The sequence below is a fragment of the Pseudomonas sp. HLS-6 genome (assembly GCF_002753995.1).
Taxonomy (GTDB): domain Bacteria; phylum Pseudomonadota; class Gammaproteobacteria; order Pseudomonadales; family Pseudomonadaceae; genus Aquipseudomonas; species Aquipseudomonas defluvii.
Map to the genome: position 1 here is coordinate 4,566,163 of NZ_CP024478.1, position 26,715 is coordinate 4,592,877.

Annotated in this window: 27 protein-coding genes; 12 read left to right on the forward strand and 15 right to left on the reverse strand. The window is 60.3% G+C overall.

Features of this window, described 5'->3' with window-relative positions; translation table 11 throughout:
* Positions 1–42 precede the first annotated feature (42 nt).
* From CS390_RS21455 to CS390_RS21490, 8 genes are read right to left on the reverse strand one after another with little or no spacing between them, the layout of a single operon-like run.
* The gene (locus CS390_RS21455) at positions 43–1,032 is read right to left on the reverse strand and encodes a septal ring lytic transglycosylase RlpA family protein (protein ID WP_099775907.1); all 990 of its coding nucleotides are present in this window, start codon (positions 1,030–1,032) and stop codon (positions 43–45) included.
* Positions 1,033–2,043 carry a lytic murein transglycosylase B gene (gene mltB / locus CS390_RS21460; RefSeq protein WP_099775908.1) on the reverse strand — a complete coding sequence of 337 codons (1,011 nt, stop codon included), beginning with the start codon at positions 2,041–2,043 and terminating at the stop codon, positions 1,033–1,035.
* Positions 2,044–2,060: 17 nt separating this feature from the next.
* The gene (gene rodA, locus CS390_RS21465; protein WP_177442453.1) at positions 2,061–3,164 is read right to left on the reverse strand and encodes a rod shape-determining protein RodA; all 1,104 of its coding nucleotides are present in this window, start codon (positions 3,162–3,164) and stop codon (positions 2,061–2,063) included.
* A gap of 38 nt (positions 3,165–3,202) precedes the next feature.
* The gene (mrdA, locus tag CS390_RS21470; RefSeq protein ID WP_099775910.1) at positions 3,203–5,092 is read right to left on the reverse strand and encodes a penicillin-binding protein 2; all 1,890 of its coding nucleotides are present in this window, start codon (positions 5,090–5,092) and stop codon (positions 3,203–3,205) included.
* 16 nt (positions 5,093–5,108) lie between these two features.
* A complete protein-coding gene (rlmH, locus tag CS390_RS21475; protein WP_065760351.1) occupies positions 5,109–5,576 on the reverse strand; it encodes a 23S rRNA (pseudouridine(1915)-N(3))-methyltransferase RlmH in 468 nt (155 codons plus the stop codon).
* A gap of 9 nt (positions 5,577–5,585) precedes the next feature.
* Positions 5,586–6,005, reverse strand: a complete 420-nt coding sequence (gene rsfS / locus CS390_RS21480) for a ribosome silencing factor (protein ID WP_065760350.1) — start codon at positions 6,003–6,005, stop codon at positions 5,586–5,588.
* 48 nt (positions 6,006–6,053) lie between these two features.
* Positions 6,054–6,740, reverse strand: a complete 687-nt coding sequence (gene nadD, locus CS390_RS21485; RefSeq protein WP_065760349.1) for a nicotinate-nucleotide adenylyltransferase — start codon at positions 6,738–6,740, stop codon at positions 6,054–6,056.
* Between the two features lies 1 nt (position 6,741).
* Positions 6,742–8,013, reverse strand: coding sequence for a glutamate-5-semialdehyde dehydrogenase (locus tag CS390_RS21490; protein ID WP_065760348.1), 1,272 nt, complete (start codon positions 8,011–8,013; stop codon positions 6,742–6,744).
* 156 nt (positions 8,014–8,169) lie between these two features.
* On the opposite strand from CS390_RS21490, the gene CS390_RS21495 reads away from it, so the two are divergent.
* Complete coding sequence (locus CS390_RS21495) at positions 8,170–8,856, forward strand: DNA-3-methyladenine glycosylase (RefSeq protein ID WP_099775911.1); 687 nt, start codon at positions 8,170–8,172, stop codon at positions 8,854–8,856.
* 4 nt (positions 8,857–8,860) lie between these two features.
* Positions 8,861–10,177: a bifunctional DedA family/phosphatase PAP2 family protein gene (locus CS390_RS21500; protein WP_099775913.1), complete on the forward strand. Its 1,317-nt coding sequence runs from the start codon at positions 8,861–8,863 to the stop codon at positions 10,175–10,177.
* A 4-nt stretch (positions 10,178–10,181) separates the two neighbouring features.
* On the opposite strand, the gene CS390_RS21505 is transcribed toward CS390_RS21500, so the two are convergent.
* From CS390_RS21505 to CS390_RS21515, 3 genes are read right to left on the reverse strand one after another with little or no spacing between them, the layout of a single operon-like run.
* The gene (locus CS390_RS21505; protein WP_065760346.1) at positions 10,182–10,772 is read right to left on the reverse strand and encodes an LON peptidase substrate-binding domain-containing protein; all 591 of its coding nucleotides are present in this window, start codon (positions 10,770–10,772) and stop codon (positions 10,182–10,184) included.
* A 9-nt stretch (positions 10,773–10,781) separates the two neighbouring features.
* Positions 10,782–11,492 (reverse strand): LrgB family protein, encoded by a 711-nt coding sequence (locus CS390_RS21510; RefSeq protein ID WP_176717438.1) that lies wholly within the window; start codon positions 11,490–11,492, stop codon positions 10,782–10,784.
* 2 nt (positions 11,493–11,494) lie between these two features.
* Positions 11,495–11,857 carry a CidA/LrgA family protein gene (locus CS390_RS21515; RefSeq protein WP_065760344.1) on the reverse strand — a complete coding sequence of 121 codons (363 nt, stop codon included), beginning with the start codon at positions 11,855–11,857 and terminating at the stop codon, positions 11,495–11,497.
* Between the two features lie 169 nt (positions 11,858–12,026).
* Here CS390_RS21515 and CS390_RS21520 point away from each other — a divergent pair, with 169 nt between their 5' ends.
* The 3 genes from CS390_RS21520 (at position 12,027) to CS390_RS21530 (ending at position 14,972) form a co-directional block, all read left to right on the forward strand.
* On the forward strand, positions 12,027–12,482 hold the full coding sequence (locus tag CS390_RS21520) for a MaoC family dehydratase (protein ID WP_065760343.1): 456 nt from the start codon (positions 12,027–12,029) through the stop codon (positions 12,480–12,482).
* A 91-nt stretch (positions 12,483–12,573) separates the two neighbouring features.
* Entirely contained in the window at positions 12,574–14,301 is a 1,728-nt protein-coding gene (locus CS390_RS21525) for a C13 family peptidase (protein ID WP_065760342.1), read from the forward strand.
* A gap of 26 nt (positions 14,302–14,327) precedes the next feature.
* A complete protein-coding gene (locus CS390_RS21530) occupies positions 14,328–14,972 on the forward strand; it encodes an oxidoreductase (protein ID WP_099775914.1) in 645 nt (214 codons plus the stop codon).
* A gap of 39 nt (positions 14,973–15,011) precedes the next feature.
* Here CS390_RS21530 and CS390_RS21535 read toward each other — a convergent pair whose 3' ends face one another.
* From CS390_RS21535 to CS390_RS21550, 4 genes are all read right to left on the reverse strand, one after another.
* The gene (locus CS390_RS21535) at positions 15,012–15,281 is read right to left on the reverse strand and encodes a YceK/YidQ family lipoprotein (RefSeq protein ID WP_099775916.1); all 270 of its coding nucleotides are present in this window, start codon (positions 15,279–15,281) and stop codon (positions 15,012–15,014) included.
* 20 nt (positions 15,282–15,301) lie between these two features.
* Positions 15,302–15,931, reverse strand: a complete 630-nt coding sequence (gene ubiX / locus CS390_RS21540; RefSeq protein ID WP_065761866.1) for a flavin prenyltransferase UbiX — start codon at positions 15,929–15,931, stop codon at positions 15,302–15,304.
* The gene (gene mpl / locus CS390_RS21545; protein ID WP_065761865.1) at positions 15,928–17,277 is read right to left on the reverse strand and encodes a UDP-N-acetylmuramate:L-alanyl-gamma-D-glutamyl-meso-diaminopimelate ligase; all 1,350 of its coding nucleotides are present in this window, start codon (positions 17,275–17,277) and stop codon (positions 15,928–15,930) included. Before mpl ends, ubiX begins: the two co-directional genes overlap by 4 nt.
* 62 nt (positions 17,278–17,339) lie before the next feature.
* A complete protein-coding gene (locus CS390_RS21550) occupies positions 17,340–19,265 on the reverse strand; it encodes a sigma-54-dependent Fis family transcriptional regulator (RefSeq protein WP_099775918.1) in 1,926 nt (641 codons plus the stop codon).
* Between the two features lie 267 nt (positions 19,266–19,532).
* Here CS390_RS21550 and CS390_RS21555 point away from each other — a divergent pair, with 267 nt between their 5' ends.
* The 7 genes from CS390_RS21555 to CS390_RS21590 all read left to right on the forward strand — a co-directional run bounded on the left by CS390_RS21555 (position 19,533) and on the right by CS390_RS21590 (position 26,618).
* Complete coding sequence (locus CS390_RS21555) at positions 19,533–21,053, forward strand: aldehyde dehydrogenase family protein (RefSeq protein WP_099775920.1); 1,521 nt, start codon at positions 19,533–19,535, stop codon at positions 21,051–21,053.
* A 279-nt stretch (positions 21,054–21,332) separates the two neighbouring features.
* Complete coding sequence (locus CS390_RS21560; RefSeq protein WP_065761984.1) at positions 21,333–21,791, forward strand: GNAT family N-acetyltransferase; 459 nt, start codon at positions 21,333–21,335, stop codon at positions 21,789–21,791.
* A 209-nt stretch (positions 21,792–22,000) separates the two neighbouring features.
* Positions 22,001–22,651, forward strand: coding sequence for a DedA family protein (locus CS390_RS21565; protein ID WP_065761985.1), 651 nt, complete (start codon positions 22,001–22,003; stop codon positions 22,649–22,651).
* 9 nt (positions 22,652–22,660) lie between these two features.
* Positions 22,661–23,476 (forward strand): zinc-dependent peptidase, encoded by an 816-nt coding sequence (locus CS390_RS21570; protein ID WP_065761986.1) that lies wholly within the window; start codon positions 22,661–22,663, stop codon positions 23,474–23,476.
* A 91-nt stretch (positions 23,477–23,567) separates the two neighbouring features.
* On the forward strand, positions 23,568–24,095 hold the full coding sequence (gene ppa / locus CS390_RS21575) for an inorganic diphosphatase (protein ID WP_065761987.1): 528 nt from the start codon (positions 23,568–23,570) through the stop codon (positions 24,093–24,095).
* 225 nt (positions 24,096–24,320) lie between these two features.
* Positions 24,321–25,025, forward strand: coding sequence for an XRE family transcriptional regulator (locus CS390_RS21580; protein ID WP_099775922.1), 705 nt, complete (start codon positions 24,321–24,323; stop codon positions 25,023–25,025).
* A 387-nt stretch (positions 25,026–25,412) separates the two neighbouring features.
* A complete protein-coding gene (locus CS390_RS21590) occupies positions 25,413–26,618 on the forward strand; it encodes an integrase arm-type DNA-binding domain-containing protein (protein ID WP_099775926.1) in 1,206 nt (401 codons plus the stop codon).
* The last annotated feature ends 97 nt before the right edge of the window (positions 26,619–26,715 follow it).

The following is a 26,715-nucleotide window of genomic DNA, read 5'->3' on the forward strand; positions in this document are numbered from 1 at the left end:
CCGACCGGCGTATTTCACAACAGACTGATCAGCCCCCCTGAGTCAGTCTGCCGTGACAACTTTCGGCTGGCCCAGATTGGCCAGACGCACACTGTCCTGCATTTGTTGGGCTTCGCCCGGGTTGCTGATCGGGCCCATGCGAACCCGGTGCAGGGTCTGCTGATTGCGCACGATCGAACTGATGAACACCGGAGCGCTCACCATGGTGCTGAGCTTGGAACGCAGCAGTTCGGCGGCATCCGGGTTGGCAAATGCGCCGACCTGCAAGTACATGCCAGCGCCGGCCGGGGCCGTGTTGCTGGCGACCTGAACCGGCACCACCGCCGCCGCATGCTGCTGCGGTGGTGGCGTCCACTGCTCGACCGTCCCGGTACTGCTCGACAGCGGCTGGGCCTGCGCTACCTGTGGCTGCTCCAGCACCAGCGGTGCAGGCCGGCCGCGCTGGGCCCACCACTGTTGCGGATCAATACCTTCAACACGCACACGCGCCGTGCCGGTCTCAGCGTAGCCAAGCTTTTTCGCTGCGGCATACGACAGGTCAATGATCCGGTCGGAGTAGAACGGGCCACGGTCATTGACCCGCAAAATCACACTGCGGTTGTTGTCCAGGTTAGTCACCCGCACGTAGCTCGGCAGCGGCAAGGTCTTGTGCGCCGCGCTCATGCCATACAGGTCGTAGACCTCTCCGTTGGCGGTGTTCTGCCCGTGAAACTTGGTGCCGTACCAAGAGGCGGTACCTTGGGCCACGTAGTTGCGCGACTCGCCCATCGGATAGTAGGTCTTGCCCAACACCGTATAGGGGTTGGCCTTGTACGGGCCATTGTGCACCGTAGGCGTCGCATCGGGGATCTTCGAGACATCGACATCCCACCAGGGCGCGCCGTCCTTGTGAGCACGGTTGATATCCAGGCCGGGCTGCGAGCGGATACCGCCCTGTTGTTGCGGTGAACGACCGGTGGAGCAACTGACCAGCACCAGCCCCAGCGCGGCCACGCCGAGCAGTTGTAACGAAGTAGTGAGCGATACGCGCATTTATTTGGCGCCTCGTGCTTGAACCAGCAGGTCCGAAAGTTGATGTACCGCCATGGCGTACATCACGCTGCGGTTGTAGCGCGTGATCGCATAGAAGTTCTTGAGGCCCAGCCAATACTCAGGGCCGTTGTCGCCTTCAAGCCGAAAAGCGGTGACCGGCAGATCATCGCGCAGCACATCATGGCTTGACCAGCCCAGTGCCCGCAACTCCCCAACCGTACGAACCGGCTCGATTCCAGTCGTCAGCCCTTCATCCACCCGTTCACCGCGGACCATGGCACGGCTGACCACACCCTCGCCGGCCACCCAACCGTGGCGCTTGAAATAACTGGCGACACTGCCAATGGCATCGTCCGGGTCGTTCCAGATATTGATATGGCCATCGCCATCGAAGTCCACGGCGTAGGCCCGAAAACTGCTCGGCATGAACTGCGGCAGCCCCATGGCGCCGGCGTAAGAACCCTTGAGGGTCAGCGGGTCGACCTGTTCTTCACGGGCCAGCAACAGGAACTCACGCAGCTCCTTGCGGAAAAACTCGGCACGCGGTGGATAGTCGAAGCCTAGCGTCGACAAGGCATCAATGACCCGATAGTTGCCTGTATTGCGCCCAAAGAAGGTTTCAACGCCAATGATCGCCACAATGACCTGGGCGGGGACACCGTACTCCTGCTCGGCGCGGGCCAGCGCAGCCTCGTGCTGGCGCCAGAAATCCACGCCGCGGGCGATACGTGCATCGGTCAGGAACATCGGGCGATATTCCTTCCAGGGTTTTACCCGCTCAGCTGGTCGGGAAATGGCATCGAGAATCGACTGTTTGCGCTCGACCTCACGAAATACCCCGATCAACTGCTCACCAGCAAAACCGTAGTCACGGGTCATTTCGCCGACGAACTCGGCCACCTGAGGCGAGCCGTCATAGTCGCCAGCCACAGCCTGTTGCGCCGAGCCGAGCAGGCCGAAAAGGCCAACCCAAGGCGCGCAACGAGCCGCCCAGCCACGCATTGCTTGCATGAAATTCTTCACCTTATTCAAGCTTGTGCGATCCATTTACGGTGCGTATGAATCGACATTAAAACCCCAAACGCTGACAGCAGCGTCACCAACGAAGTTCCACCATAACTAATGAAGGGCAGCGGCACCCCCACCACAGGGAGCAAGCCGCTGACCATACCGATATTGACAAAAACATAGACGAAGAACGTCATGGTCAGGCTGCCCGCCAGCAGTTTGCCGAACAGCGTTTGCGCCTGGGCAGTAATCACCAGGCCGCGTCCGATCAACAACATGTAAATCAGCAACAGCGCGCAGATCCCTACCAACCCGAACTCCTCACCCATGACGGCGATAATGAAGTCAGTATGGCTTTCCGGAAGAAAGTCCAGGTGCGACTGCGTGCCCAGCAGCCAGCCCTTGCCGAACACACCGCCCGATCCAATGGCTGCCTTGGACTGGATAATGTTCCAGCCCGTGCCTAATGGGTCGCTTTCCGGGTCGAGAAAGGTCAGCACGCGCTGCTTCTGGTAGTCGTGCATGACGAAGAACCACATCGCCACCGCCACAGGCACAGCAGCGGCGACCACACTGATAATCCAGCGCCACTTCAGCCCGCCCATGAACAGCACGAATGCACCCGAGGCCAGAATCAGCAGTGCAGTGCCCAGGTCCGGTTGACGGACGATCAAAATGAACGGCACGCCAATCATCACCAGACTGATCGCCACATGCTTCAAGTGCGGCGGTAGCGTGCGCTTGGCCAGGTACCAGGCAATGGTGGCGGGCATGATGATCTTCATGAATTCCGAAGGCTGGAAGCGGATCACCCCCGGGATGTTGATCCAGCGCGTGGCCCCCATGGCGTTGTGCCCCATGACATCCACCACGACCAGCAAGAACACGCCGAAAACGTAGGCCAGTGGTACCCAACGCGCCATGAACCGCGGCTCGAACTGCGCGATGATGAACATTGAGACCAGGCCAATACCGAATGAACTGGCCTGCTTGAGCAACAGGTCCCAGTTCTTCCCGCTGGCCGAATACAGCACGAACAGGCTGCCCGCAGCCAAGGTCAACAAGAGAACGAGCAACGGGCCATCAACGTGGATGCGCTGGAGGAACGTCGCCCGACGGCGCATGACGTCCTCACTGGAAAGCATGCGATCGAAATTGCTTTTCACTGGGCAGGTTCCTGAGCGACAGAAGGTGTGACGTACTCCGGTTTGAGCCGCCCATGTTCATCGAGCAGCCAGGCATCCATGACCTGCCGCACGACTGGCGCGGCAACGCCCGAGCCAGACTCGCCGTTCTCAACCATCACCGATACGACAATCTTCGGATCGTCAGCCGGTGCAAAGCCGACAAACAGTGCATGGTCACGGTGGCGCTCCTGCAACTTGTTACGGTCGTACTTCTCGCCCTGCTTGATCGCCACCACCTGAGCCGTACCACTCTTGCCTGCAATCCGGTACTGGGCACCAATCGAGGCCTTGCGCGCAGTACCCCGCGCACCTTGCATTACCTGCTCCATGCCGTGGGTGACCTTGTTCCAATCGGACTTGTCACGCAAAACGATGTCTTCCATCGGGTTCTCATCTACCGGTGGCTTACCTTCGATGGTCTTGGCCAGGTGCGGACGGTTCCACTTGCCCTTGTTGGCAATCAACGCGGTGGCCTGAGCCAACTGCAACGGGGTCGCCTGCATGTAACCCTGGCCAATACCGAGAATCAGCGTTTCACCCGGGAACCAGGCCTGACGACGGGTCGCCCGCTTCCACTCACGGGACGGCATCAACCCAGGCGACTCTTCAAACATGTCCAACGCCACTTTTTGGCCAATACCAAAGCGGTTCATGTAGTTGGCCAACCGGTCGATGCCCATCTTGTGCGCCAGGTCGTAAAAGTAGGTGTCGTTGGAGCGCATGATTGCCGTGTCCAGGTCGACCCAGCCATCGCCGGTACGGTTCCAGTTACGGTACTTGTGGTCGTAGTTGGGCAACTGGTAGTAGCCAGGGTCAAACACCCGCGTACCGGCAGTCACCACACCCGTGTCGAGACCGGCAATCGCCACAGCCGGCTTGATCGTCGAGCCCGGCGGGTAAAGACCACGCAGCACACGGTTGAACAGTGGCCGATCAATGGAATCACGCAACTCGGCATAGGCCTTGAAACTGATGCCGGTCACGAACAGGTTCGGGTCGAAGCTCGGCTGGCTAACCATCGCCAACACCTCGCCGGTACGAGGATCAAGGGCCACAATGGCACCTCGGCGCCCGCCCAGCGCAGCTTCTGCGGCCTCCTGCAGCTTGATGTCGAGGCTTAGAACGATATCTTTGCCCGGCACCGGGTCAGTGCGTTTGAGTACACGCAGCACACGGCCCCGGGCATTGGTCTCGACTTCCTCGTAACCCACCTGACCATGCAATTCCGGTTCATAGAATCGTTCGATACCGGTTTTGCCAATGTGGTGGGTACCGCTGTAGTTGACCGGGTCGAGGGTCTTGAGTTCTTTCTCGTTGATCCGCCCGACGTAACCCACCGAATGAGCAAAATGCGGCCCTTGCGGATAGTGCCGGACCAACTGCGCAACCACTTCGACACCCGGCAGGCGGAACTGATTCACCGCAATGCGGGCAATCTGCTCCTCCGTCAGCTCGAACAGGATGGGCACCGGCTCGAAAGGACGACGCCCTTGCTTCATGCGTTTTTCAAACAACGCACGGTCATCGGGGGTCAGTTGCAGCACTTCGACGATTACATCGAGCACCTGACGCCAGTCGCCAGCCCGCTCACGGGTCATGCTCAAGCTGAAGCTTGGTCGGTTATCGGCGATGATTACCCCATTACGGTCGAAGATCAGCCCACGGGTCGGCGGAATCGGCTGTACATGCACCCGATTGTTTTCCGACAGCGTGGAGTGATAGTCGTACTGAATGACCTGCAGGTAGTAGAGGCGAACAATCAGCACGCACACCAGCAAGACGACCGCCACTGCACCGACCACGACGCGGCTACGCACCAGACGGGCGTCTTTTTCGTGATCCTTGAGGCGAATCGGCTGCGACATTACGGAGGCTTACGGCTTATTTGTGGTAAGGGTGCCCGGACAGAACCGTCCAGGCGCGATACAGCTGTTCGCCAATGAGTATCCGTACAAGCGGGTGCGGCAGGGTCAAGGGTGACAGCGACCAGCGCTGTTCACTGCGTGCACAGACTTCCGGCGCCAGCCCCTCGGGGCCACCGACCATGAAGTTGACCGTACGCGAATCCAGCCGCCAGCGGTCCAGCTCGACCGCCAGCTGTTCGGTGCTCCAGGGCTTGCCATGGACCTCCAGCGTGACGATACGTTCCCCCGGCTGGACTTTGGCCAGCATGGCTTCGCCCTCCTGACGGATCAGGCGGGCGACATCGGCATTCTTGCCTCGGGTATTGAGTGGAATTTCCACCAGCTCCAGCGACAGCTCAGAAGGTAGACGCTTGGCATACTCATGCCAGCCGTCTTCAACCCACTTGGGCATGCGCGAGCCAACCGCGATCAGACGCAGACGCACGACGCTTCCTTATTCCTTGTCGCGGAGCTTGTCGAAGTGCTCGTGCGAATGCTCCGGCGAGTGGTGCTTGCCGTCGGCAGCACGGCTCTGCTCAGCGCCCTGCCACAGACGTTCCAGGTCATAGAACTGACGTGCGGCGGCGGTCATCATGTGAACAATGACATCACCCAGGTCCAGCAGAACCCAATCGCTTTCGCCCTTGCCTTCTTCGCCCAGCGGCTGAGCGCCGTGCTTCTTGACGTTCTCGCGAACCTTTTCCAGCATCGCGTTGATCTGACGGTTGGAGGTACCGGTAGCGATGATCATGTAGTCGGTGAGGCTGTGCTTGTCACGCACGTCGATCACCAGGATGTCCTGGGCCTTGACGTCAGCCAGTGCCGCTTGGGTCAGTTCGACCAGTGTTTCGGCGTTGATTGCTTGGTTCTTCATATAAAACTCATTCAGCTCGTAAGTAGGGGCCGCCTCGCGGCGTGCCCTTCAGTTCGGCGTACGGTACAAGCCGTGCGCCTCGATATAGGCCAGTACTGCGTCTGGAACCAGAAAACGCACCGACTTGCCATTGGCCAGCAGCTGTCGGATTTGCGTGGCGGAAACCGCCAGCGGCGTTTGCCAGACGAATGCAATTTGCCCGGCAGGCCCAACCAGGGCCTGTGGATCGCTGACCGAGCGTGCGGCCAGCAGGTTGCGCAACGCATCCGGCGGCTCAACGTCGGCATCCGGGCGTTGCAGCACCAGGATGTGGCAGTGTTTCAGCAACTCATCCCAACGGTGCCAACTGGGCAAGCCACAAAAGGCATCCCAACCCAACAACAGGAACAACTGGTCTTCAGCAGCCAGCTCGGCCCGCATCAGCTCCAGCGTTTCAATGGTGTACGACGGTCTATCACGGGACAACTCCCGGGCATCGACTGTCAGCAACGGCACGCCACGCACCGCCTGTTCGACCATTGCCAAACGGTCGAGCGCCGACACCTGCGGGGTATCGCGGTGCGGCGGTCGAGCATTGGGCATCAGCCGCAACTCATCGAGCCCCAGCACTTCGGCAACCTCCAGCGCACTGCGCAGGTGACCGATATGCACGGGGTCGAAGGTTCCGCCGAGCACGCCAATGCGCCGCTGGGGCGGCACGCTGACAGCAGCGGCGAGTGGGGCATGCTCAACCAAGTCAGAGCGACTCCTGGCCGCGTAACTGGCCGTCGCCGATCACAACATATTTCTCGCAGGTCAACCCTTCCAGGCCAACCGGACCACGGGCATGCAGCTTGTCGGTGGAAATACCGATCTCGGCGCCCAGGCCATACTCGAACCCGTCGGCAAAGCAGGTCGGGGTATTGAGCATGACCGACGCCGAGTCGACCTCGGCAATAAAACGCCGGGCCAGGCCCTGATGCTCGGTCACGATGGAATCGGTATGGTGCGAGCCGTAGTGGTTGATATGTTCAATAGCCTGATCCAGGCCATCGACCACTCGGATCGACAGAATCGCATCCAGGTACTCAGTGTGCCAGTCTTCTTCCGTGGCAGGCAGCGCCTCGATGTACTGACGGGTACGTTCGCAACCACGCAACTCAACGCCTTTTTCCCTGAACAGGGTCGCCATTGCCGGCAGGAACTCCGCCGCAACACGCTGATCGACCAGCAGGGTTTCCATCGCGCCGCAGATGCCATAGCGGTAGGTCTTGGCATTGAAGGCAATACGCCGGGCCTTTTCCAGATCAGCATGCTCGGCCACATACACGTGGCAGATGCCGTCCAGGTGCTTGATCACCGGTACGCGGGCTTCGCGACTGACCCGCTCGATCAGGCCCTTGCCGCCACGGGGCACGATCACGTCGACATACTCCGGCATGCTGATCAGCGCGCCGACCGCCGCACGGTCAGTGACCTCGACCACTTGCACCACCGCCGCAGGCAGGCCGGCTTCAGCCAGGCCACGCTGGATGCAGGCGGCAATCGCGCGGTTGGAATGAATGGCCTCCGAGCCGCCACGCAAGATGGTGGCGTTGCCGGACTTCAGGCACAGGCTCGCAGCATCGATGGTCACGTTAGGCCGCGACTCATAGATGATCCCGACGACACCCAGCGGCACACGCATCTTGCCCACCTGAATGCCCGAAGGGCGGTAGCTCATGTCGCGAATCGCCCCGACCGGGTCTGGCAGGCTGGCGACCTGACGCAAGCCGACGATCATGCTGTCGATACGTGCTGGCGTCAGCGCCAGGCGCTCGAGCATGGCCGGCTCAAGGCCGTTGGCACGGCCAGCAGCCAGGTCCTGCTCGTTGGCAGCGGACAGTTCGGCGCGGGCAGCGTCCAGCGCATTGGCAGCAGCCTGCAACGCGCGGTTCTTCTGCGCAGTGCTGGCACGGCCAATGACGCGGGCCGCCTCACGGGCAGCGCGACCCAGGCGGGTCATGTAGTCAAGAACGGACTCAGTCATGGGGCTCAGTGTCTTGGCGAAGGGGAAATCGGCTGATTATAACTGTCATGCAGGTGAACGCCCAGCGGTGGCTGGCGGATGGTCGAAATCAACCACCCAAAACGGCCCTGACGATAAGTTGCTATGATCGGCGCCAGCTTCCAACGATGATCGATAATGCCTACGCCGAACGCTTGCCGGCCACTGCCCGATACATTTTTTGACCGTGATGCGCAAACCCTGGCCAAAGCCTTGCTCGGCAAGGTCATCCGTCACCGACAGGGCCCCTACTGGCTCTCGGCGCGCATCATCGAAACCGAAGCCTACTACTGCGCCGAAAAAGGCAGCCACGCCTCGCTGGGCTACACAGAAAAGCGCAAAGCCCTGTTTCTCGAGGGTGGGCACATCTATATGTACTACGCCCGCGGTGGCGACTCGCTGAACTTCAGCGCCCAAGGCCCTGGTAATGCCGTGCTGATCAAATCCGGCTACCCATGGCTAGACGCCTGTTCCGATGCCGACAGCCTGGCGCAAATGCAAGCGAACAATCCTGATACCCGCGGCCAGCCACGCCAACCTGAACGCCTGTGCGCCGGGCAAACCCTGCTGTGCAAGGCACTGGGGCTGAAGGTGCCCGAGTGGGACGCCCAACGCTTTGACCCCGAGCGACTGTTTGTCGACGACTGCAGCATTATTGTGAAACACATTATTCAGACCACTCGCCTGGGCATTCCCCACGGCCGCGATGAGCATCTGCTGTATCGTTTCGTTGATGCCGAATTCGCCCGTTACTGCACCCGCAACCCGTTGCGCCGAGGGCAGGTCGAGGGGCAAGACTACCTTTTACTGACACAAGGAATTTGAACCTATGGGCGCATGGCTCGACAGCCTGACCGGCTGGCTGACCACCCACCCGCAGTGGCTTGGCCTGGCGATTTTTGTGGTCGCCTGCATCGAGTGCCTGGCGATTGCCGGGATCATCGTACCCGGCACCGTGCTGCTTTTCGCTATCGCCGTACTGGCAGGCAGCGGCGCCCTGTCGCTGGGCGAAACGCTGTTACTGGGCTATCTGGGCGGCCTGCTCGGCGATGCAATCTCCTATACCCTGGGCCGGCACTTCCACCAGAACATCCGACGCCTGCCATTACTGCGCACACACCCGCAATGGATCGGCAGCGCTGAAACCTACTTCCAGCGCTATGGTATCGCCAGCCTGCTGGTCGGGCGTTTTATCGGCCCGCTACGCCCAATGCTGCCGATGGTGGCGGGCATGTTCGACATGCCGATTCCGCGCTTTATCATGGTCAGCCTGGTTGCTGGTGCCGGCTGGGCTATCGCCTACCTGCTGCCAGGCTGGGCGACCGGTGCAGCCATGCGCCTGCCATTGCCGGACGGTTTCTGGCCGCAGGCCGGTATCGTGGCGGGTAGCATGGCCGTGCTGATTGCACTGAGCATCAGTGGCAGCCTGCGCAGCCAACGACGTGGTACCCGGCTGATGGCCGGGCTGAGCCTGTTGGCGCTGATTGCGCTGTTTTTCGGCTGGCCGTACCTGACACAGTTGGATCAAGGCTTGATGGCCGTCATTCAGGAAAACCGCAGCCAAGCGATCGATGATATAGCCGTCATGGTCACACGGCTGGGAGACTTCCGAACGCAGCTAATAGCAGGAGGCCTGCTGACCGCGCTTCTGCTACTGGCCCGGCAATGGCGACACGCCCTTTTTGCCGCCACCACCCTGATTGGCACCGCACTGCTCAACGGTACCCTGAAGTGGTTCTTCGCCCGCGCCCGCCCGGACGTACTGACCGACCCTTTGGGCACTTACAGCATGCCCAGCGGGCATAGCTCTGCGTCGTTTGCGTTCTTTCTGGTGCTTGCGGTGCTGGCCGGGCGCGAACAACCACCACGCATGCGTCTGACCTGGGTCATGCTGGGCTGCCTGCCGGCCCTGGCCATCGCCTGCTCACGCGTTTACCTGGGCGCACATTGGCCCACCGACATCCTCGCTGGGGCACTGCTGGCCTGCTTTGTATGCGCGAGCAGCCTGACACTGATTCAGGACCGCGCACCACTGAACGCCCTGCCACGACGTGCCTGGTGGCTGATCCTGCCAGCCTGTACGGCACTGCTCGCCTTTTTTACCTTGCATGCGTTGCCACAAGCCCTGGCCCGCTATCAGTACTGAGTGGTCAGGCGAACAGCTCACCCTGTAAACGATCAAGCAGTGCCTGGATAGCATCCAGGCGCTGTTGGGGCGCATCAATGGCCAGCAGGTCGAGCTTGTCTTCCTCGACAAACGGCAGCAGGTAGGCCAATTGATTCGCCAACGCCTGCTGCCCGAGAATGGCTCTCGGCATGTTCAGCGCCTCGACCATCGGATGTTCGGCCAACGCAACGAGCAACGCTCGCAGGTCTTCGTCCTGATCACGCAACGGGCGATCCGGCTGTTCGGCCAGCCACTGCACCTGCGCCAGCAGCAACTGATCCTTCTGCACCTCGGCCTGGGTCACGCGAAAACGTCGTGTGCCTTCGACACGAATACCGAGCAGGCCGTTGTCCTGCTGCTGAAAATCGCGAATCAGCGCCTCGCAGCCGATCGAGGCATAGCCCTGCGCAGCCCTACCGACTTCGGCACCGTCCAGAATACAGACCACACCGAAACCACCGCCCTGCTTCATGCAACGGCCAATCATGTCCAGGTAGCGCGCCTCAAAGATCTGCAGATCCAGATAGCAGCCGGGAAACAGCACCGTATTCAGCGGAAACAGCGGTAACGTCATGGCAACTCCTCACGCGACCAGGCTGACCGCCAACGGCAGGAAGACCGCCGTGGCAACGCCCATCAGGCTCATGGCCAGGGCCGCAAAGGCCCCGCACTCCTCACTTTCCTGCAACGCCACTGAAGTACCGACCGCGTGTGCCGTCAAGCCCAGCGCCATGCCACGAGCCTCTGGGCTATGAACACCACAACGGGACAAGAGCGCCGGGCCAAAAATGGCCCCAATCACCCCAGTGATCAATACGAACACGGCCGCCAATGGCGCAACGCCGCCAATCTGCTCGGCCACCAACATGGCAATCGGCGAGGTCACCGACTTCGGCGCCAGGGTCATCAGAATCATGTGCTCGGCGCCAAACCACCACCCCAACAGCAGGCAGGCGCCAGTCGCCACCACGCCTCCGATTACCAGCGTAGTAAAGGTCGGCCAAAACAGCTGGCGAATACGCCGCAGATTCAGGTACAGCGGCACCGCCAGCGCGACGGTCGCAGGCCCCAGAAGAATATTGAGAATTTCGGTACTTTTACGGTATTCGCTGTAGGTCAAGCCACACAGCAGCAGTACGCTGATGACGACCAGCATCGACATCAACACGGGCTGCAGAAAGATCCAGCGCGTCTTCTCATAGGCTGCAAGCACCAGTTGATAGGCACCCAGCGTGATACCGATACCGAACAAAGGGTGATGAATGACCGCCTCGACGGCGCCGTGCCAATCCAGGTTCATGGCCGCTCCTCATCCCGCGCCTGACGGGCGATGAGCTTCTGCATCAAGACACCTGCGAAGACGATGGAAATAAGTAGCGAAAGCACCAATGCACCGGCAATCGCCCAGAAATCCGCCGCAATATCGGCGGCATAAACCATCACCCCTACTGCCGGCGGCACCAGCAACAACGGTAAATAGCGCAGCAGGCTGCTGGCGGCTTCGCTCAGTGGCGCACCGACCTCACCTCGGACGATCAGGTACGTCAGCAGGAGCAAGAGCCCGATAATTGGCCCCGGCAGTATCGACAGGAACAAGTGATTAATCGCTGTCCCCAACAACTGAAACAACACCAGCCACGTCAAACCACGCAACAGCATAGAAATCTCCCTCAGGCCCGCCGGCCATTATAAGCACCCTACTGGTGTGCCTATACCGAGATATTCGTTCAAGTCATGCTGACTTGACCGGCCCCCTCCGACGTGCTGATCTTAAACGCTTGAACCTACCGTAGTCATAAGAAAACCAACGACAATCAGGAGAGTCTCGATGCCCTATGTACCCGTTACAGCGCTCAAAGACTATGTCGGCAAGGAACTGGGACGTTCCGCATGGCTGAAGATCGACCAAGAACGCATCAACCTGTTCGCCGAAGCCACCGGCGACTTTCAGTTCATCCACGTTGACCCCGAGAAGGCGGCAAAAACGCCATTCGGTACGACCATTGCTCACGGCTTTCTGACCCTGTCACTGATCCCTACGCTGATGCTGGACATTCTGGTGTTGCCTGAAGGCTTGAAAATGGTGGTCAACTACGGCCTGGACAGCGTCCGCTTTATCCAGCCGGTAAAGGTCAACAGCCAGGTAAGGCTCAAGGTTGATCTCACCGAAGCCACCGAAAAGAAACCAGGGCAGTGGTTGCTGAAGGCTACCGCCACCCTGGAAATCGAAGGTGAAGAAAAACCTGCGTACATCGCCGAACCGCTGTCACTCTGCTTCGTATGACGAAACATGGCCGGTAGAAACACGCCGGCGCGGCTGTTTCCACCGGCGCATTCTGCGGCATACTCGGCGGCTAACCCACCCGGACCCCGTTATGCGCCCACTTGCCCCACTCGCCCTGACCCTGCTGCTCACCGCCTGCGGTGACGGCGAACCACTTTCGCCGCCCGATGCCCGCCTGCCCGACGGTGGTCGCTATCGCGGAGAGGTGGTGAATGGCCTGTTGCAGGGCAGTGGACGCATCGACTACCCCAATGGCAGCTGGTACGCCGGAGGCTTCCTGAACGGCCAATGGCACGGCCAGGGTGAATGGCACGGCAGCAACGGCGAAGTCTATGTTGGCCAGTTTGAGCAAGGCCTGTTCCATGGCCAGGGCCGACTGAAGACGGCAGACAGTAGCTACCAAGGTGGCTTCAAGCTTGGTCGTCGTGAAGGTGAAGGCACGCTCAAAGAGGCCGGCCAGGCCTATCGAGGCCAGTTCAAAGCCGACCAGTACAGCGGCGCTGGCCACCTGGAGCTGGAAGACGGCAGTCAGTACCAAGGACTGTTCGCCCATGGCAAACCCAACGGCGAAGGGGTGCGCAGCGATGCAAGCGGCAACCAGTTCAGCGGGCGTTTCGTCAACGGCCAACTGGAGGGCAGCGGCACCTTCAACAGCGTCGATGGTGATCAGTACATCGGTGAGTTCCGCGACAACCGCCTGGAAGGCCGGGGCCGCTACGAAAACGCCGACGGCGATGTCTGGATCGGCCAGTTTGAAGACGGCTCGCTCAGCGGTAAAGGTGAGCTGTTCGCCACCGACGGCAGCCACTACAAAGGCGATTTCCGCGACTGGCACTTTTCCGGTTACGGTCGCCTGCAACTGGCAGACGGTAGCGTTTATGTGGGTGGCTTCGAGAACGATACGTATCAAGGCAAAGGCCTGCTGACCCTGCCAAACGGCCAGGTCGAGAGCGGACACTGGATCAACGGCCAACGGGTTCGTGACGATCAGGGGCGACCACTGTCCGACCCACTGGAACTGGCACTGCTCAACCAAGGCAAGCTGCTCGAACAAGCCCTCGACAACGTGCCGCGCTCCACCGCCGAGGTAGAACTCTACAGCCTGGTCCTGGCCGGCGACGGCAAACAGAGCGTGTTCCTGCGGGAGGCCGACTACGTCAGCAGCATGCTCAAGAGCCGATTTGGTGCCGTTGGCCAAATCACCCTGGCCAATCACCGCGATCATTTGACCGACCGCACGATGGCCACCCGGGAAAACCTGACCCGTGCCGCGCGCACCCTCGCCGAACGCACCGGCCCGGAAGACCTGGTATTCATCTACCTGACCAGCCACGGCAGCCAGACTCACGAACTGGTGCTCGATCAGCCGCGCCTGCAACTGGCAGACCTGCCGGCCGGCGAACTGGCCACAGCGCTTGCGCCCCTGAAAGGGCGAGACAAAATTGTTGTCATCTCTGCGTGTTACTCAGGTGGCTTTATCGACTCCCTCAAGGACGACAAGACCCTGATCATGACCGCCGCGCGCTCGGACAGAGTGTCTTTCGGCTGCTCCGAAGAGGCCGACTTCACCTACTTCGGCGATGCCCTGTTTGCCCAGGCACTGAACCAGACCGACGACCTGCAAAACGCCTTCGAACTGGCCCGCACCCAAGTAGCCTTGCGTGAGCACAACGAAGACTTCGACGCCTCGGAACCGCAGATCTGGGCCCCCAAAGGCGTCCTTGCGCACTGGCAGCGTTTGCGTCAGCAGCAGGCCCGCAAAGCCCTGCAGAGTGACGAAAAAACAACTGAACAAGCAAAGAGCGCCCGGAGCCACTAAGCTGACTGTATCAAGGGAGAGACATCATGTACTTGACGCCTCAGCACATCCTGCTTGCCGGAGCCACCGGACTGACCGGTGAACATTTACTGGATCGGCTGCTCAGCGAACCCACCGTCAGCCGCGTTCTTGCCCCTACCCGTCGACCACTGGCCAAACACCCACATCTAGAGAACCCGGTGGGTGACCCTGCGGTTTTTCTGCCCCAACTCAGCGGCCGTGTCGATATCGCCTTCTGCTGCCTGGGCACCACCATCAAACAGGCAGGCTCAGAAACGGCATTCCGCGCGGTCGACCTGGACATGGTTGTTGCTTTCAGCAAGCGCGCCCGCGAAATGGGCGCGCGCCACTTGCTGGTGGTGAGCTCACTCGGCGCAGACCCAAAATCGTCGGTGTTCTACAACCGGGTAAAAGGGGAAATGGAAGAAGCGTTGAAAGCACAAGACTGGCCGCAACTCACCATCGCCCGGCCGTCCCTGCTGCTCGGCGAACGCATCGAACCACGCACCGCTGAGCGCTTGGCAGCACCGCTGGCACGACTGCTACCGGGCAAGTACCACGGGATTGAAGCCTGTGAACTGGCGCGGGCATTGTGGCGCCTGGCGCTGGAAGAGCAGGACGGCACTCGCGTGGTGGAGTCCGATGAACTGCGCAGGCTGGGCAAGAAGTAAGCCCTGCCCGGCCATCGCCGGCACGGCGGCGATGGCCGGTTACAAACCGCCGGTGGCCTGAAAGCTGACACCCAGCACGGTCAACAACGACAGCGGCAACAGCAGCGTGTCGAGCAACGCGCTCGCGGGCAGATCAAGCCCGGGATACGCCGGCGCCTCAGCACCAAAACGGTCCATGGGGCAACACCCGCCCTGCATGGCATACAGATCAAGGCGCGTACCGGAGTATACAATCGGTGCCCCTGGCTTGGCCGCGTCCAGCGTGCGTACGCTGGCGCAACCACTGAGCAGCGCCAGCGCCAGCACCATCACCAGTAAAACTGAACGTTTCAATCCTCACCGCCGACATGGTGCTCACCCCAACGCGGCAACATGTCCTGAGGAATGTTCAGCACATTGAGAATGCGCGCGACGACAAAATCAATCAGGTCGTCAATGGTTTGCGGCTGATGATAGAAACCTGGAGCCGCTGGCAGAATCACCGCGCCCATGTTCGACAGCTTGAGCATGTTCTCCAGGTGAATGGTGGAGAACGGCGCCTCACGCGGTACCAGAATCAACTGCCGACGTTCTTTCAGAGTGACATCCGCCGCCCGCTCGATCAGGTTGTTACAGGCGCCGGTCGCAATGGCCGAAAGCGTGCCCGTGGAGCACGGCACGACCACCATCGCTGCCGGTGCACCGGAACCTGAAGCCACCGGCGACATCCAGTCTTCCTTGCCGTACACACGAATCTGCCCTGCGGCGGCGCCGGTGTACTCGGTCAGAAAGGCCTGCATTGCCTGTGGCTTGGCCGGCAGCAGCACATCGGTTTCCGTCGCCATGACCAACTGCGCAGCCTTGGAGATCAGGAAATGCACCTCTCGGTCTTCGCGCACCAGGCAATCAAGCAGGCGCAGGCCGTACTGCGCCCCCGAGGCCCCGGTCATGGCCAGCGTGATGCGTTCCGGCCCGCTCATCGCAGGGCCTCGGCCAACTTCCCATGCAGGCCACCAAAGCCGCCATTACTCATGATCACGACTTGAGTACCGGGCTTGGCCTGGCTTTTCACCCGGGCAATGATCGCTTCCAGGCTGTCAGCCACCACCGCAGGTACCGGGCACTGGGCTGCCGTGGCCGCCAGATCCCAACCCAGGTTAGGCGGTGCATACCAGATCACCTGATCGGCCTGGCGTACGCTTTCCGGCAGGCCATCGCGGTGCGCGCCCAGCTTCATTGAGTTCGAACGCGGTTCAATCACGGCGATCAGTGGTGCATCGCCAATACGCTTGCGCAGGCCATCCAGCGTGGTGGCGATCGCCGTCGGATGGTGTGCAAAGTCGTCATAAATCGTCACGCCTTGTACTTCAGCGACTTTCTCCATGCGCCGCTTCACGCTTTTGAAGGCGCTCAGCGCGGCGATACCCATCGACGGCACCACACCAACATGGCGAGCAGCAGCCAACGTGGCCAAGGCGTTGGCGACGTTGTGCTGACCGGTCAGTTCCCACTCGACCACCCCTTGCGACTCGCCTTCAAAGCTGACTTCAAAACGCGAACCGTCAGCACTGAGCAGCTTGACCTGCCACTGACCGCCAACACCCGTGGTCTGGACCGGGGTCCAGCAGCCCATCTCAATCACGCGCTGCAAGGCTGGCTCAGTGGTGGGGTGAATGATCAGGCCTTCACTCGGGATCGTGCGCACCAGATGGTGGAACTGCCGCTCGATAGCTGCCAGATCCGGGAAAATATCCGCATGATCGAATTCAAGGTTATTCAGGATGGCAGTACGCGGACGGTAGTGGACGAACTTCGAACGCTTGTCGAAGAAGGCGCTGTCATATTCATCAGCCTCAACCACGAAGAACGGCGTATCGCCCAAGCGCGCCGACACCGAGAAGTTCTGTGGCACGCCGCCGATCAGGAAGCCTGGGCTCATCCCGGCATGCTCCAACACCCAGGCCAGCATGCTGCTGGTGGTGGTTTTGCCATGGGTTCCGGCCACGGCCAGCACCCAACGCCCTTGCAGCACATGATCGGCCAGCCACTGCGGGCCGGATACATAAGGCAGGCCTTTATTCAGCACATACTCCACCGCGGGATTACCACGCGACAGGGCATTGCCGATGACCACCAGGTCCGGTGCCGGATCCAGCTGGCTGGCATCATAGCCTTGGGTCAGCTCAATGCCCTGGGCCTGAAGCTGAGTGCTCATCGGTGGATAGACGTTGGCGTCGGAGCCCGTGACGCGGTGGCCAAGCTCCTTGGCCAACACCGCCAGCGAACCCATGAAAGTGCCGCAAATACCGAGAATGTGAATGTGCATGGTCGACCTCGCAAAACATCGAGGCAGGGTAGCCCAGGGCGGGGAAAATCGCATCCTTTCGTTCAGGCGTCCCGGGCAATACCATGCTTGCGCAGTTTTCGGTACAAGGTATTGCGACTCACGCCCAAGTGCGCCGCCACATGGCTCATGTGCCAGCGTTGCTGCTCCAGCACAGCCAGCAAAGCGCTGCGTTCAGCATCCTCAAGTGGATGTTCAGGCGCCTCGCTGGAAACCGTGGGTATCGCAGCAACTGGCGGCCGACGAATCAATGGCGGCAGGTCGTTGAAGGTAATCTCTTCGCCCTCCGCGAGCGCAACCAATGTGCGCAGGACGTTGCGCAACTGGCGCACGTTGCCGGGCCAGGCGAAATCGAGCAAGGCATGTCGCGCCTTCGCCTCCAGACGGACAACCTGCCCCGCAGCTTCCTCCGCCAGCAGAAAATCTAGCAACTGGGCCTTGTCACTGCGTTCACGCAGAGCCGGCAAGGCCACTTCCAGGCCGTTCAGCCGGTAGTAGAGGTCTTCGCGGAAACTGCCGTCCTCGACCCGCTCCAGCAGGTTGCGGTGGGTGGCGCTGATGATGCGGACATCCACGGCCTGGGGTTCACCACCAATCGGCACGACCCTGCGCTCTTCAAGCACACGCAGCAGGCGGGTTTGCAGCGCCAGCGGCATATCACCGATTTCATCCAGCAACAGGGTGCCGCCATCGGCCTGTTGCAGCTTCCCACGCATCCCCTCCTTACGTGCACCGGTGAACGAGCCGCCGCGATAGCCAAACAGCTCACTCTCGATCAGGCTCTCAGGGATCGAGGCACAGTTCAGGGCGACGAACGGCTTTGCCGCACGCTGACTGGCCTGATGCACGGCCTTGGCAAAGGCCTCCTTGCCACACCCGGTCTCGCCATTGAGCAGCAATGGCACATCGCGCTCGAACACCCGCACGGCGCGACGAAAATCGTTCTGCAATGCAGGGTCGACCAGGCAAATCGAACCCGTAATCGGTGCTGGCGGCGGCAACGCCACCGCGGCCAATGACGACGGTTGTGGCGCCCGAACCTGACCGCGCACACTGGCAAACAACTGGCGACCATCACGCGTACGCAACGGCCAACTGGCATTGGCCTGAGCCGTAGCACGCCCCAGCAACTCATCCAGTGAACACTCGAAGAACATCTCCACAGGCTTTCCAAGCAGGCCGCCGCGAACATGCCCAAGCAAGTTCAGGGCGCTCTGGTTGGCCGCGCAGATACGTCCATCCCCCTCAAACGCCAGCAACCCCTCGCTGAACAGGCCCACCGACTCGGCCTGCAAATGAAAGCGCAGTAGCCACTGGTTTTCGAAATGGCGCAGGAAGTAACAGCTCTCGATCATCTTCGCCGAGAGGTTGACCAACGCCATGGTGTGAAACTGACTTTGCCGCGAGACCTCAGGGCGTGCCGACGATACGTCAAGCACCGCAAGCAGTTCGCCATGGGGGTCGAACACCGGGCTGGCAGAGCAGGTCAGGCCGGTATGACGGCCACGAAAATGCTCTTCCTGATGAATAGTGACGGCTTGACGCTCGACCAGACAGGTACCAATCCCGTTGGTGCCTTCACTGGCCTCGCTCCAGTCGGCGCCGAGCCAGAGCCCGGCACGCTCGAAGATTTTGCGCTCGGTCGGCGCCGTTACACAGTTGAGGATTACCCCACGCGCATCGGTCAGCAGCACCGCATGGCCTGCGCCGGAAAGCTGTTGATGCAGCGTGTTCATCTCGTTGCCGGCAATCTGCAGCACCTGCTGCAGGCGCTCTCGGCTTTCCAGGAGACGCCCATGCTCAAGCACGGTCGGTGCCATCGCCATGGCCGGATCGAGATGATAGTCCTCCAGACAACGCAGCCAGGAACGGGCGATGGATGGATCGCTGCCCGGCCCCTGCAAGTGGGCCTTGCCCTGAGTCACCGTAAGCACTTGCCGAGCGTGCCGGCTCAAATGATTGCTCTGCACTTTTTATTGTTCTCCCCGGAAGCGGTACAACCCAGCATCCTCCAGCCGCTGACGCTTTGCAATGTCAGTACGACCGCTGAGTCACAGGTTGTCCCGCATCTGGCACAAAGTGTCACCCCCACCGTCCCAGAAATGCGACAACCAAGCCCGCGCGCACCCGCAGAATCCCATCAAGCCCTTGATTTACATAGACCTGCCAGCAGTGGCCCGCGCTTTGCTCTACGCTCTATATCCTCCCCAACAAGCACAAAAGCCAGGAGACACACCATGCGTTACGCACACCCAGGTACCGAAGGCGCAATCGTTTCCTTCAAGAGCCGTTACGGGAACTACATCAATGGCGAGTTCGTCGCCCCGGTCAAAGGTGAGTACTTCACCAACACCTCGCCAGTGAACGGCCAACCGATCGCCGAATTCCCGCGCTCCACTGCCGAAGACATCGAAAAAGCTCTGGATGCCGCCCATGCCGCCGCCGACGCCTGGGGCAGCACCTCGGTACAAGCCCGCTCGCTGATCCTGCTGAAGATCGCCGACCGTATCGAGCAGAACCTTGAACTGCTGGCCATCACTGAAACCTGGGACAACGGCAAAGCGGTTCGTGAAACCCTGAACGCCGATATTCCGCTGGCAGCTGACCACTTCCGTTACTTCGCCGGTTGCCTGCGTGCCCAGGAAGGCAGCGCCGCCGAGATCGACGGCAACACCGTGGCCTACCACATCCATGAACCGCTGGGTGTGGTCGGACAGATCATCCCGTGGAACTTCCCGATCCTGATGGCGGCCTGGAAACTGGCTCCGGCACTGGCTGCCGGTAACTGCATCGTGCTCAAACCCGCCGAGCAAACCCCGCTGGGCATTACCGTGCTGATGGAAGTCATTGGTGACCTGCTGCCACCTGGTGTACTCAACGTGGTGCAAGGTTTCGGCCGTGAAGCCGGTGAAGCACTCGCCACCAGCAAGCGCATCGCCAAGATCGCCTTCACCGGCTCCACGCCGGTTGGTTCGCACATCATGAAATGTGCGGCTGAGAACATCATTCCGTCCACTGTTGAGCTGGGCGGCAAATCGCCGAACATCTTCTTCGAAGACATCATGCAAGCCGAACCGGCCTTCATCGAAAAAGCCGCCGAAGGCCTGGTGCTGGCATTCTTCAACCAGGGCGAGGTCTGCACCTGCCCATCGCGTGCGCTGGTACAAGAGTCGATCTACCCGGCGTTCATGCAAGAAGTGATGAAGAAGATCAAACAGATCAAACGTGGCGACCCACTGGACACCGACACCATGGTCGGCGCCCAGGCCTCTGAGCAGCAATTCGACAAGATCCTGTCCTACCTGGAGATCGCCGAGAAGGAAGGTGCTGAACTGCTGACCGGCGGCAAGGTGGAGAAGCTCGAAGGCAGCCTGGCCACCGGTTATTACATCCAACCGACCCTGCTCAAAGGCAACAACACGATGCGGGTGTTCCAGGAAGAGATCTTCGGCCCCGTGGTAAGCGTCACCACCTTCAAGGACGAGGCGGAAGCCCTGGCCATCGCCAACGACACCGAGTTCGGGCTGGGCGCGGGCGTATGGACTCGCGACATCAACCGTGCTTACCGCATGGGCCGCGGGATCAAGGCCGGTCGCGTGTGGACCAACTGCTACCACCTGTACCCGGCACACGCCGCTTTCGGTGGCTACAAGAAGTCGGGCGTGGGTCGTGAAACCCACAAAATGATGCTTGATCACTACCAACAGACCAAAAACCTGCTCGTGAGCTACGACATCAACCCATTGGGCTTCTTCTAACCCAGTGTACGGTGCGGCCTTCAACAGATTGAAGGCCGCACTGGCTTGACCTCACCGCCCCCTCAACTGCAGCTACCTTATCGCCCGCCTTGCCGCCCCACGCCGGCGCACAGGCAGGATTCAGAAATAACCTCCGCCAGAAACTGAAATTTCCTAATCGACAAGACCCGGATTCGGGTCCATTTTTGCCAATTGCGCTTTTTTTCCGCTTTAGGCAGCATCGGGGCTACGGCTGCCCTGCGATTCGCCGCCACCCCCAAAGGAACCTGAGGACTGCTTATGCGAATCATCAAAGCAACCCTTGAGCATCTGGATCTGATTGCTCCGCTTTTCGTCAAATACCGCGAGTTCTACGGCCAACCGCCTTACCCCGAATCCTCACGCAAATTTCTCGAAAAACGCCTGAAGCGTGGTGAGTCGGTGATTTACCTGGCACTGGCCAACGATGACGACAGCAAACTGCTTGGTTTCTGCCAGCTGTATCCGAGTTTCTCCTCGCTGTCGCTCAAGCGCGTCTGGATCCTCAACGATATCTATGTGGCCGAAGACTCGCGCCGCCAACTGGTGGCCGACCACCTGATGCGCGCCGCGAAAAAGATGGCCAAGGAGACCAATGCCGTGCGCATGCGGGTTTCCACCAGCACCAACAACGACGTGGCCATGAAAGTCTACGAGTCCATCGGCTTTCGTGAAGACACCGAGTTCAAGAGCTACATCCTCCCCATCCAGTCGGACTGACCTGGCAGCCGGGCGGGCCTTGAGCCTGCCCGGTATGCACCAGCAAAACCCTCCGCTACAAACAGCACAGGAATAATCCGTTTGCGGCCGTATAATACGGCACCACACGTTGAGTGGAGGCTTTCGCACGCCGCTGTGTCGCGCGCGAAACACCCCACTGCCAGTCATCGCAGGCCCGCCAGCACGGGCTTTCACCACAGGTGCCGTACATGGATTTCAACCCGCTGGACATTATCCTGCATCTTGATACCTACCTCGATTTACTGGTCAACAACTACGGCCCCTGGATCTACGCCATTCTGTTCATGGTGATCTTCTGCGAGACAGGCCTTGTGGTGACGCCCTTCCTGCCAGGCGACTCACTGCTGTTCATCGCAGGCGCAGTAGCCGCTGGCGGCGGCATGGACCCATTGCTGCTTGGCGGCCTGCTGATGGCTGCGGCAATCCTGGGCGACAGCACCAACTATGTGATTGGCAGAACCGCTGGCGAACGACTGTTCCGCAACCCCAACTCGAAGATCTTCCGCCGCGATTACCTGCAACAAACCCACGATTTCTACGACCGCCACGGTGGCAAGACTGTCACCCTGGCGCGCTTTCTGCCGATCCTGCGGACCTTCGCACCGTTCGTCGCCGGTATCGCCAAAATGACCTATAGCCGTTTTCTGGCGTTCAGCGTCGCCGGTTCCGTCCTGTGGGTAGGTGGCCTGGTCACCCTCGGCTACTTCTTTGGTAATGTGCCGTTCATCAAGAAAAACCTGTCGCTGATGATCGTCGCGATCATTCTGGTGTCGATGCTGCCGATGATCATCAGCCTGGTGCGCAACCGCATCAACCGCAACGCCGCCAAGGCCAACTAAGCCCCGCTCATGTGGTCCCTGAGCGCCTGGCGACGCCGCCGTACATTGGCCCGGTACCCACTCGATGCGCAGCTGTGGCAGCGCATCCGTGAACGCCTGCCGCTGCTCGACGGTCTGAGCGAGGCAGAAGATCACTGGCTGCGCGACGCCTGCGTGCTGTTCTTGCGCGAAAAACACCTCACCGCACTGCCCGGCGTCGAACTGGATGCCGAACAGCGCCTGTACCTGGCGGCTCAAGCGCAGTTGCCCCTACTGCACCTGGGTGAACTGAACTGGTACCAGGGCTTCCATGAAATCATCCTCTACCCCGACGACTTCATCAGCCCACAGCGTCACCGCGACGCCAGCGGCGTGGAACATGAGTGGGATGGTGAGCACAGTGGCGAAGCGTGGTTGCAGGGCCCGGTAATCCTGGCCTGGCCGGGCGTTCTGGCCAGTGGTGGCTGGGAAGGCTATAACCTGGTCATCCATGAGTTGGCGCACAAACTCGACATGCTCAACGGTGATGCCAACGGCCTGCCACCGCTGCACAGCGACATGCGCGTCAGCGATTGGGCGTCAGCCATGCAACACGCCTATGACGACCTCAATCGTCAACTTGACCGCCACCCGGATGCCGAAACCGCCATCGACCCCTATGCCGCAGAAAGCCCGGCGGAATTCTTCGCGGTCACCAGCGAATATTTCTTCAGCGCCCCCGACCTGCTGGCCCGAACCTACCCCAAGGTCTACCAGCAACTGCGCGCGTTCTACCGCCAGGACCCGCTGCTGCGTCTACAGCAACTACACAGCCATCATCCCCACTATCGCCACGCCAAGGACTGAGCATGCCAAGCATCCGGGTGGGCGTGGCAAGCGCGTGGGAATGTGCCTATAATCGCGACCAATTTTTGGCCAAACATGGGGGCAATGCCCAATGAGCTACAGCAAGATTCCGGCTGGCAAAGACCTGCCGAACGACATCTACGTCGCCATCGAGATTCCAGCCAATCACGCGCCGATCAAATATGAAATCGACAAGGACAGCGATTGCCTGTTCGTCGACCGTTTCATGGCCACCCCAATGTTCTACCCGGCCAACTACGGTTTCATCCCGAACACCCTGGCTGATGACGGTGATCCGCTGGACGTGCTGGTTGTAACCCCGTACCCAGTGGCTCCAGGTTCGGTCATCCGCGCCCGTCCGGTCGGCATCCTGAACATGACTGACGACGGCGGCGGCGACGCCAAAGTCATCGCCGTACCGCACGACAAACTGTCGCAACTGTACGTCGACGTCAAAGAGTACACCGACCTGCCAGCCCTGCTGCTGGAGCAGATCAAGCACTTCTTCGAGAACTACAAGGATCTCGAAAAAGGCAAATGGGTGAAGATCGACGGTTGGGGCAACGCAGACGCCGCCCGCGCCGAAATCACCAAGGCCGTTGCCGCCTACAAAGGCTAAGCACCGCGCTGAACAAAAAGCCCCGCTCGCGGGGCTTTTTGTTGCCTGCAAAGATAGCCCCCTGTAGGAGTAGGCTTGCCTACGATGGCATCAGCAGGGTGCCAGCCAACACCTAGGGCCGCGAGAAACATCCGGCAAATCCCTCGGAAACACCCTTAACTCCGAGAAATTCTTCAACCCAATGTTTATATCCTGATCGCACAGAGCCCCGTAAAATCGGGCCTCATGAATACTTCTGGCAGCCGTTTGAAAGCCCTCCTGCGCGAGTGCAACCTGACACCCTCCGACTTTGCCGCCCACCGCAAAGTGACACCGCAGCACATCAACAACTGGTTCAACCGCGGTGTTCCCCTGGCGCGTATCGATGAGATCGCAGAACTCCTGTGCGTCTGCAGCAAATGGCTACGCAGCGGCGAAGGGCCCAAGCATCCGCCACCCGCACCGCGCATCACCCCGACCGAAGTCGAAGTCGAACCACCCGACACCAGCCTGATGGCCGCGCACAAAGAGGATGACGCGCAACTGCCCTTCTACCGCGTGAAGGACAAACAACTGAGCGTGATCGCCGACCGCCACCTGCGCCTGCCCGCCTGCAGTCTCGAGCGGCTTGGTGTCGATCCCGCGCGAGCATTCTGCTTGAGCATGCCCGACACCAACATGGCCCCGCTGCTGTCACAGGGTGCGACCCTGGCCATCGACCGCAGCCTGACCCGCATCGTCGAAGGCGAACTCTATGCCCTGCTGCACAATGGCCGACTGCGCATACACACCCTCAGCCGCCTGCGGGGTGGTGCCATCGCCCTGCACAGCTACGACAATCGGCAATTCCCCAGCGAAAGCTACAGCCCGGCCCAGGCCAAAATGCAGCACCTGGAAATTCTCGGTTGGGTCTTCTGGTGGGGACAACGGCGTACCGAACGGCCAGCCTAAAGCGCTCAAGGTGAATTTCCACTAGGCATACCGCGCCATTGTCAGTATGCTACGCCGCACATTTAGCCCCTGGCAGCCGAGCGCCTGCCAACGGGTTTGGCGACGCAATACATTCGCGTCCAGCCACCTTCGGCCCTCGCGCCGACGCAACGATTTGAAGGCGGTTGCGGCTTACCAAAAATAAGCCAAGACCGTCCCCGAGAAGCCGGCCACAAGCCGGCTTTTTTATTGCCCGAAGAAATCCAGCAAGATCCTACAGCCCTAGCAAATACGCGCCTTACAGCTTAGCATCCGTCCCAAGACATCCCGTAGCCATCCATAAAATCCGCAACCAAGGTGTGGGTCAGAGTGTGGGTTGAGGGGTGTGGGTTGGAGTAGGAGCGAGTAATGGGCAAGCTGACCAGCAAGACCGTAGAGTCGATAGCCAAGGCTGCAACGCCAGGAAAAACCAATGATGGCGATGGCCTGTACTTCCAGGTATCCAAGAGCGGCGGCACCAGCTGGATCTTCCGCTACAAGCTGGATGGCCGCAGCCGCGAAATGGGGCTAGGCCCCTTCCCTGCCATCACACTCGGCCAAGCACGGCAGTTGGCCGCCGACCAACGCAAGCTCCTCGCCTCCGGAAGCGACCCACTGGCAACCCGCGACGCGGCAAAGGAAGCCAAGCGCGAGGCCGAACGCCAAGCCGCAGCACGTCGCACGACGTTCGAAGATCTCGCTCGCGAATACCAACAGGCACATGGCGGCAGTTGGTCTGAGAAGTGGCGGAAAGGCTGGCTACGCAAGCTGGAGCTCTACGCCTTCCCGACTATGGGCAAGCTGTCGGCTGACATCATCAGCACCGAGCATGTGCTTGCTGCGTTGCAACCCATCTGGGTAACCAAAACCCGCACTGCTGATGAAGTCAGGGGCCAGATCGAGCAAATACTGGATGCAGCCAAGGCTCGGCGCTTACGCGAGGGAGACAATCCTGCCCGCTGGCGCGGACATTTGGACAACTTGCTAAGTAAGGCAGAGAAGAAGAAGGCCAGGCAGCGCCAGCACTTTCCGGCACTGCAATGGAAAGACACTCCGAAGCTGATAGCCTCCCTGGCCAACATCAATACACGTGACGCCATCGCAGCCAGGCTGCTGATTCTGACCGGCGCTCGTTACCACATGATCCAACATGCTCAATGGTCCGAGTTTGACCTCGAAGCGGGCATCTGGGCACTTCCGGCCGGGCGTATGAAGATGCGAAAACCTTTCGTCATCCCGCTATCCCCACAGATAGTCGAGATGCTGAAAAATATGAATAAGACGCATTCTAATTACATTTTTCCTGGACAAGGGAAACGCGGCGTCATGCATGGCAACGCATTACGCAATCTATTGCAAAAGCTGGGGTATGCAGACATCACGAGGCACGGCTTTCGATCCACCTTCCGGGATTGGGCAAACGAATGCACCAACTACCCGCGCGAGGTATGCGAGCTGGCGCTTGCCCATGACGAACGCGACCAGACGGAGGCGGCCTATTCGCGCTCCGATCTTCTGGAGAAGCGCAGGGCACTGATGGCGGAATGGGCAGAGTTCTGCACGAGAGAAAAATGACCATCCACAGTCAGCAACAAAGCAGCCGGTAGCAACAGTCAGAAACCGGCCAAAAACGGACACCGCCAACCCGTTGGAAAAAAACTGAGCGTTGCTT

Bases quoted from the DNA above. Each gene is read 5' to 3' on its own strand.
- CS390_RS21555 (WP_099775920.1), top strand. From the start codon at position 19,533: ATGCGTTACGCACACCCAGGTACCGAAGGCGCAATCGTTTCCTTCAAG.
- rsfS (WP_065760350.1), bottom strand. From the start codon at position 6,005: ATGAAGAACCAAGCAATCAACGCCGAAACACTGGTCGAACTGACCCAA.
- CS390_RS21505 (WP_065760346.1), bottom strand. From the start codon at position 10,772: ATGACGTTACCGCTGTTTCCGCTGAATACGGTGCTGTTTCCCGGCTGC.
- CS390_RS21495 (WP_099775911.1), top strand. From the start codon at position 8,170: ATGCCTACGCCGAACGCTTGCCGGCCACTGCCCGATACATTTTTTGAC.
- CS390_RS21560 (WP_065761984.1), top strand. From the start codon at position 21,333: ATGCGAATCATCAAAGCAACCCTTGAGCATCTGGATCTGATTGCTCCG.
- ubiX (WP_065761866.1), bottom strand. From the start codon at position 15,931: ATGAGCGGGCCGGAACGCATCACGCTGGCCATGACCGGGGCCTCGGGG.
- CS390_RS21590 (WP_099775926.1), top strand. From the start codon at position 25,413: ATGGGCAAGCTGACCAGCAAGACCGTAGAGTCGATAGCCAAGGCTGCA.
- CS390_RS21565 (WP_065761985.1), top strand. From the start codon at position 22,001: ATGGATTTCAACCCGCTGGACATTATCCTGCATCTTGATACCTACCTC.
- CS390_RS21530 (WP_099775914.1), top strand. From the start codon at position 14,328: ATGTACTTGACGCCTCAGCACATCCTGCTTGCCGGAGCCACCGGACTG.
- CS390_RS21515 (WP_065760344.1), bottom strand. From the start codon at position 11,857: ATGCTGTTGCGTGGTTTGACGTGGCTGGTGTTGTTTCAGTTGTTGGGG.
- rodA (WP_177442453.1), bottom strand. From the start codon at position 3,164: ATGCGCCGTCGGGCGACGTTCCTCCAGCGCATCCACGTTGATGGCCCG.
- mrdA (WP_099775910.1), bottom strand. From the start codon at position 5,092: ATGTCGCAGCCGATTCGCCTCAAGGATCACGAAAAAGACGCCCGTCTG.
- CS390_RS21500 (WP_099775913.1), top strand. From the start codon at position 8,861: ATGGGCGCATGGCTCGACAGCCTGACCGGCTGGCTGACCACCCACCCG.
- CS390_RS21455 (WP_099775907.1), bottom strand. From the start codon at position 1,032: ATGCGCGTATCGCTCACTACTTCGTTACAACTGCTCGGCGTGGCCGCG.
- CS390_RS21520 (WP_065760343.1), top strand. From the start codon at position 12,027: ATGCCCTATGTACCCGTTACAGCGCTCAAAGACTATGTCGGCAAGGAA.
- mltB (WP_099775908.1), bottom strand. From the start codon at position 2,043: ATGCAAGCAATGCGTGGCTGGGCGGCTCGTTGCGCGCCTTGGGTTGGC.
- ppa (WP_065761987.1), top strand. From the start codon at position 23,568: ATGAGCTACAGCAAGATTCCGGCTGGCAAAGACCTGCCGAACGACATC.
- mpl (WP_065761865.1), bottom strand. From the start codon at position 17,277: ATGCACATTCACATTCTCGGTATTTGCGGCACTTTCATGGGTTCGCTG.
- CS390_RS21490 (WP_065760348.1), bottom strand. From the start codon at position 8,013: ATGACTGAGTCCGTTCTTGACTACATGACCCGCCTGGGTCGCGCTGCC.
- CS390_RS21570 (WP_065761986.1), top strand. From the start codon at position 22,661: ATGTGGTCCCTGAGCGCCTGGCGACGCCGCCGTACATTGGCCCGGTAC.
- CS390_RS21580 (WP_099775922.1), top strand. From the start codon at position 24,321: ATGAATACTTCTGGCAGCCGTTTGAAAGCCCTCCTGCGCGAGTGCAAC.
- CS390_RS21535 (WP_099775916.1), bottom strand. From the start codon at position 15,281: ATGGTGCTGGCGCTGGCGCTGCTCAGTGGTTGCGCCAGCGTACGCACG.
- CS390_RS21525 (WP_065760342.1), top strand. From the start codon at position 12,574: ATGCGCCCACTTGCCCCACTCGCCCTGACCCTGCTGCTCACCGCCTGC.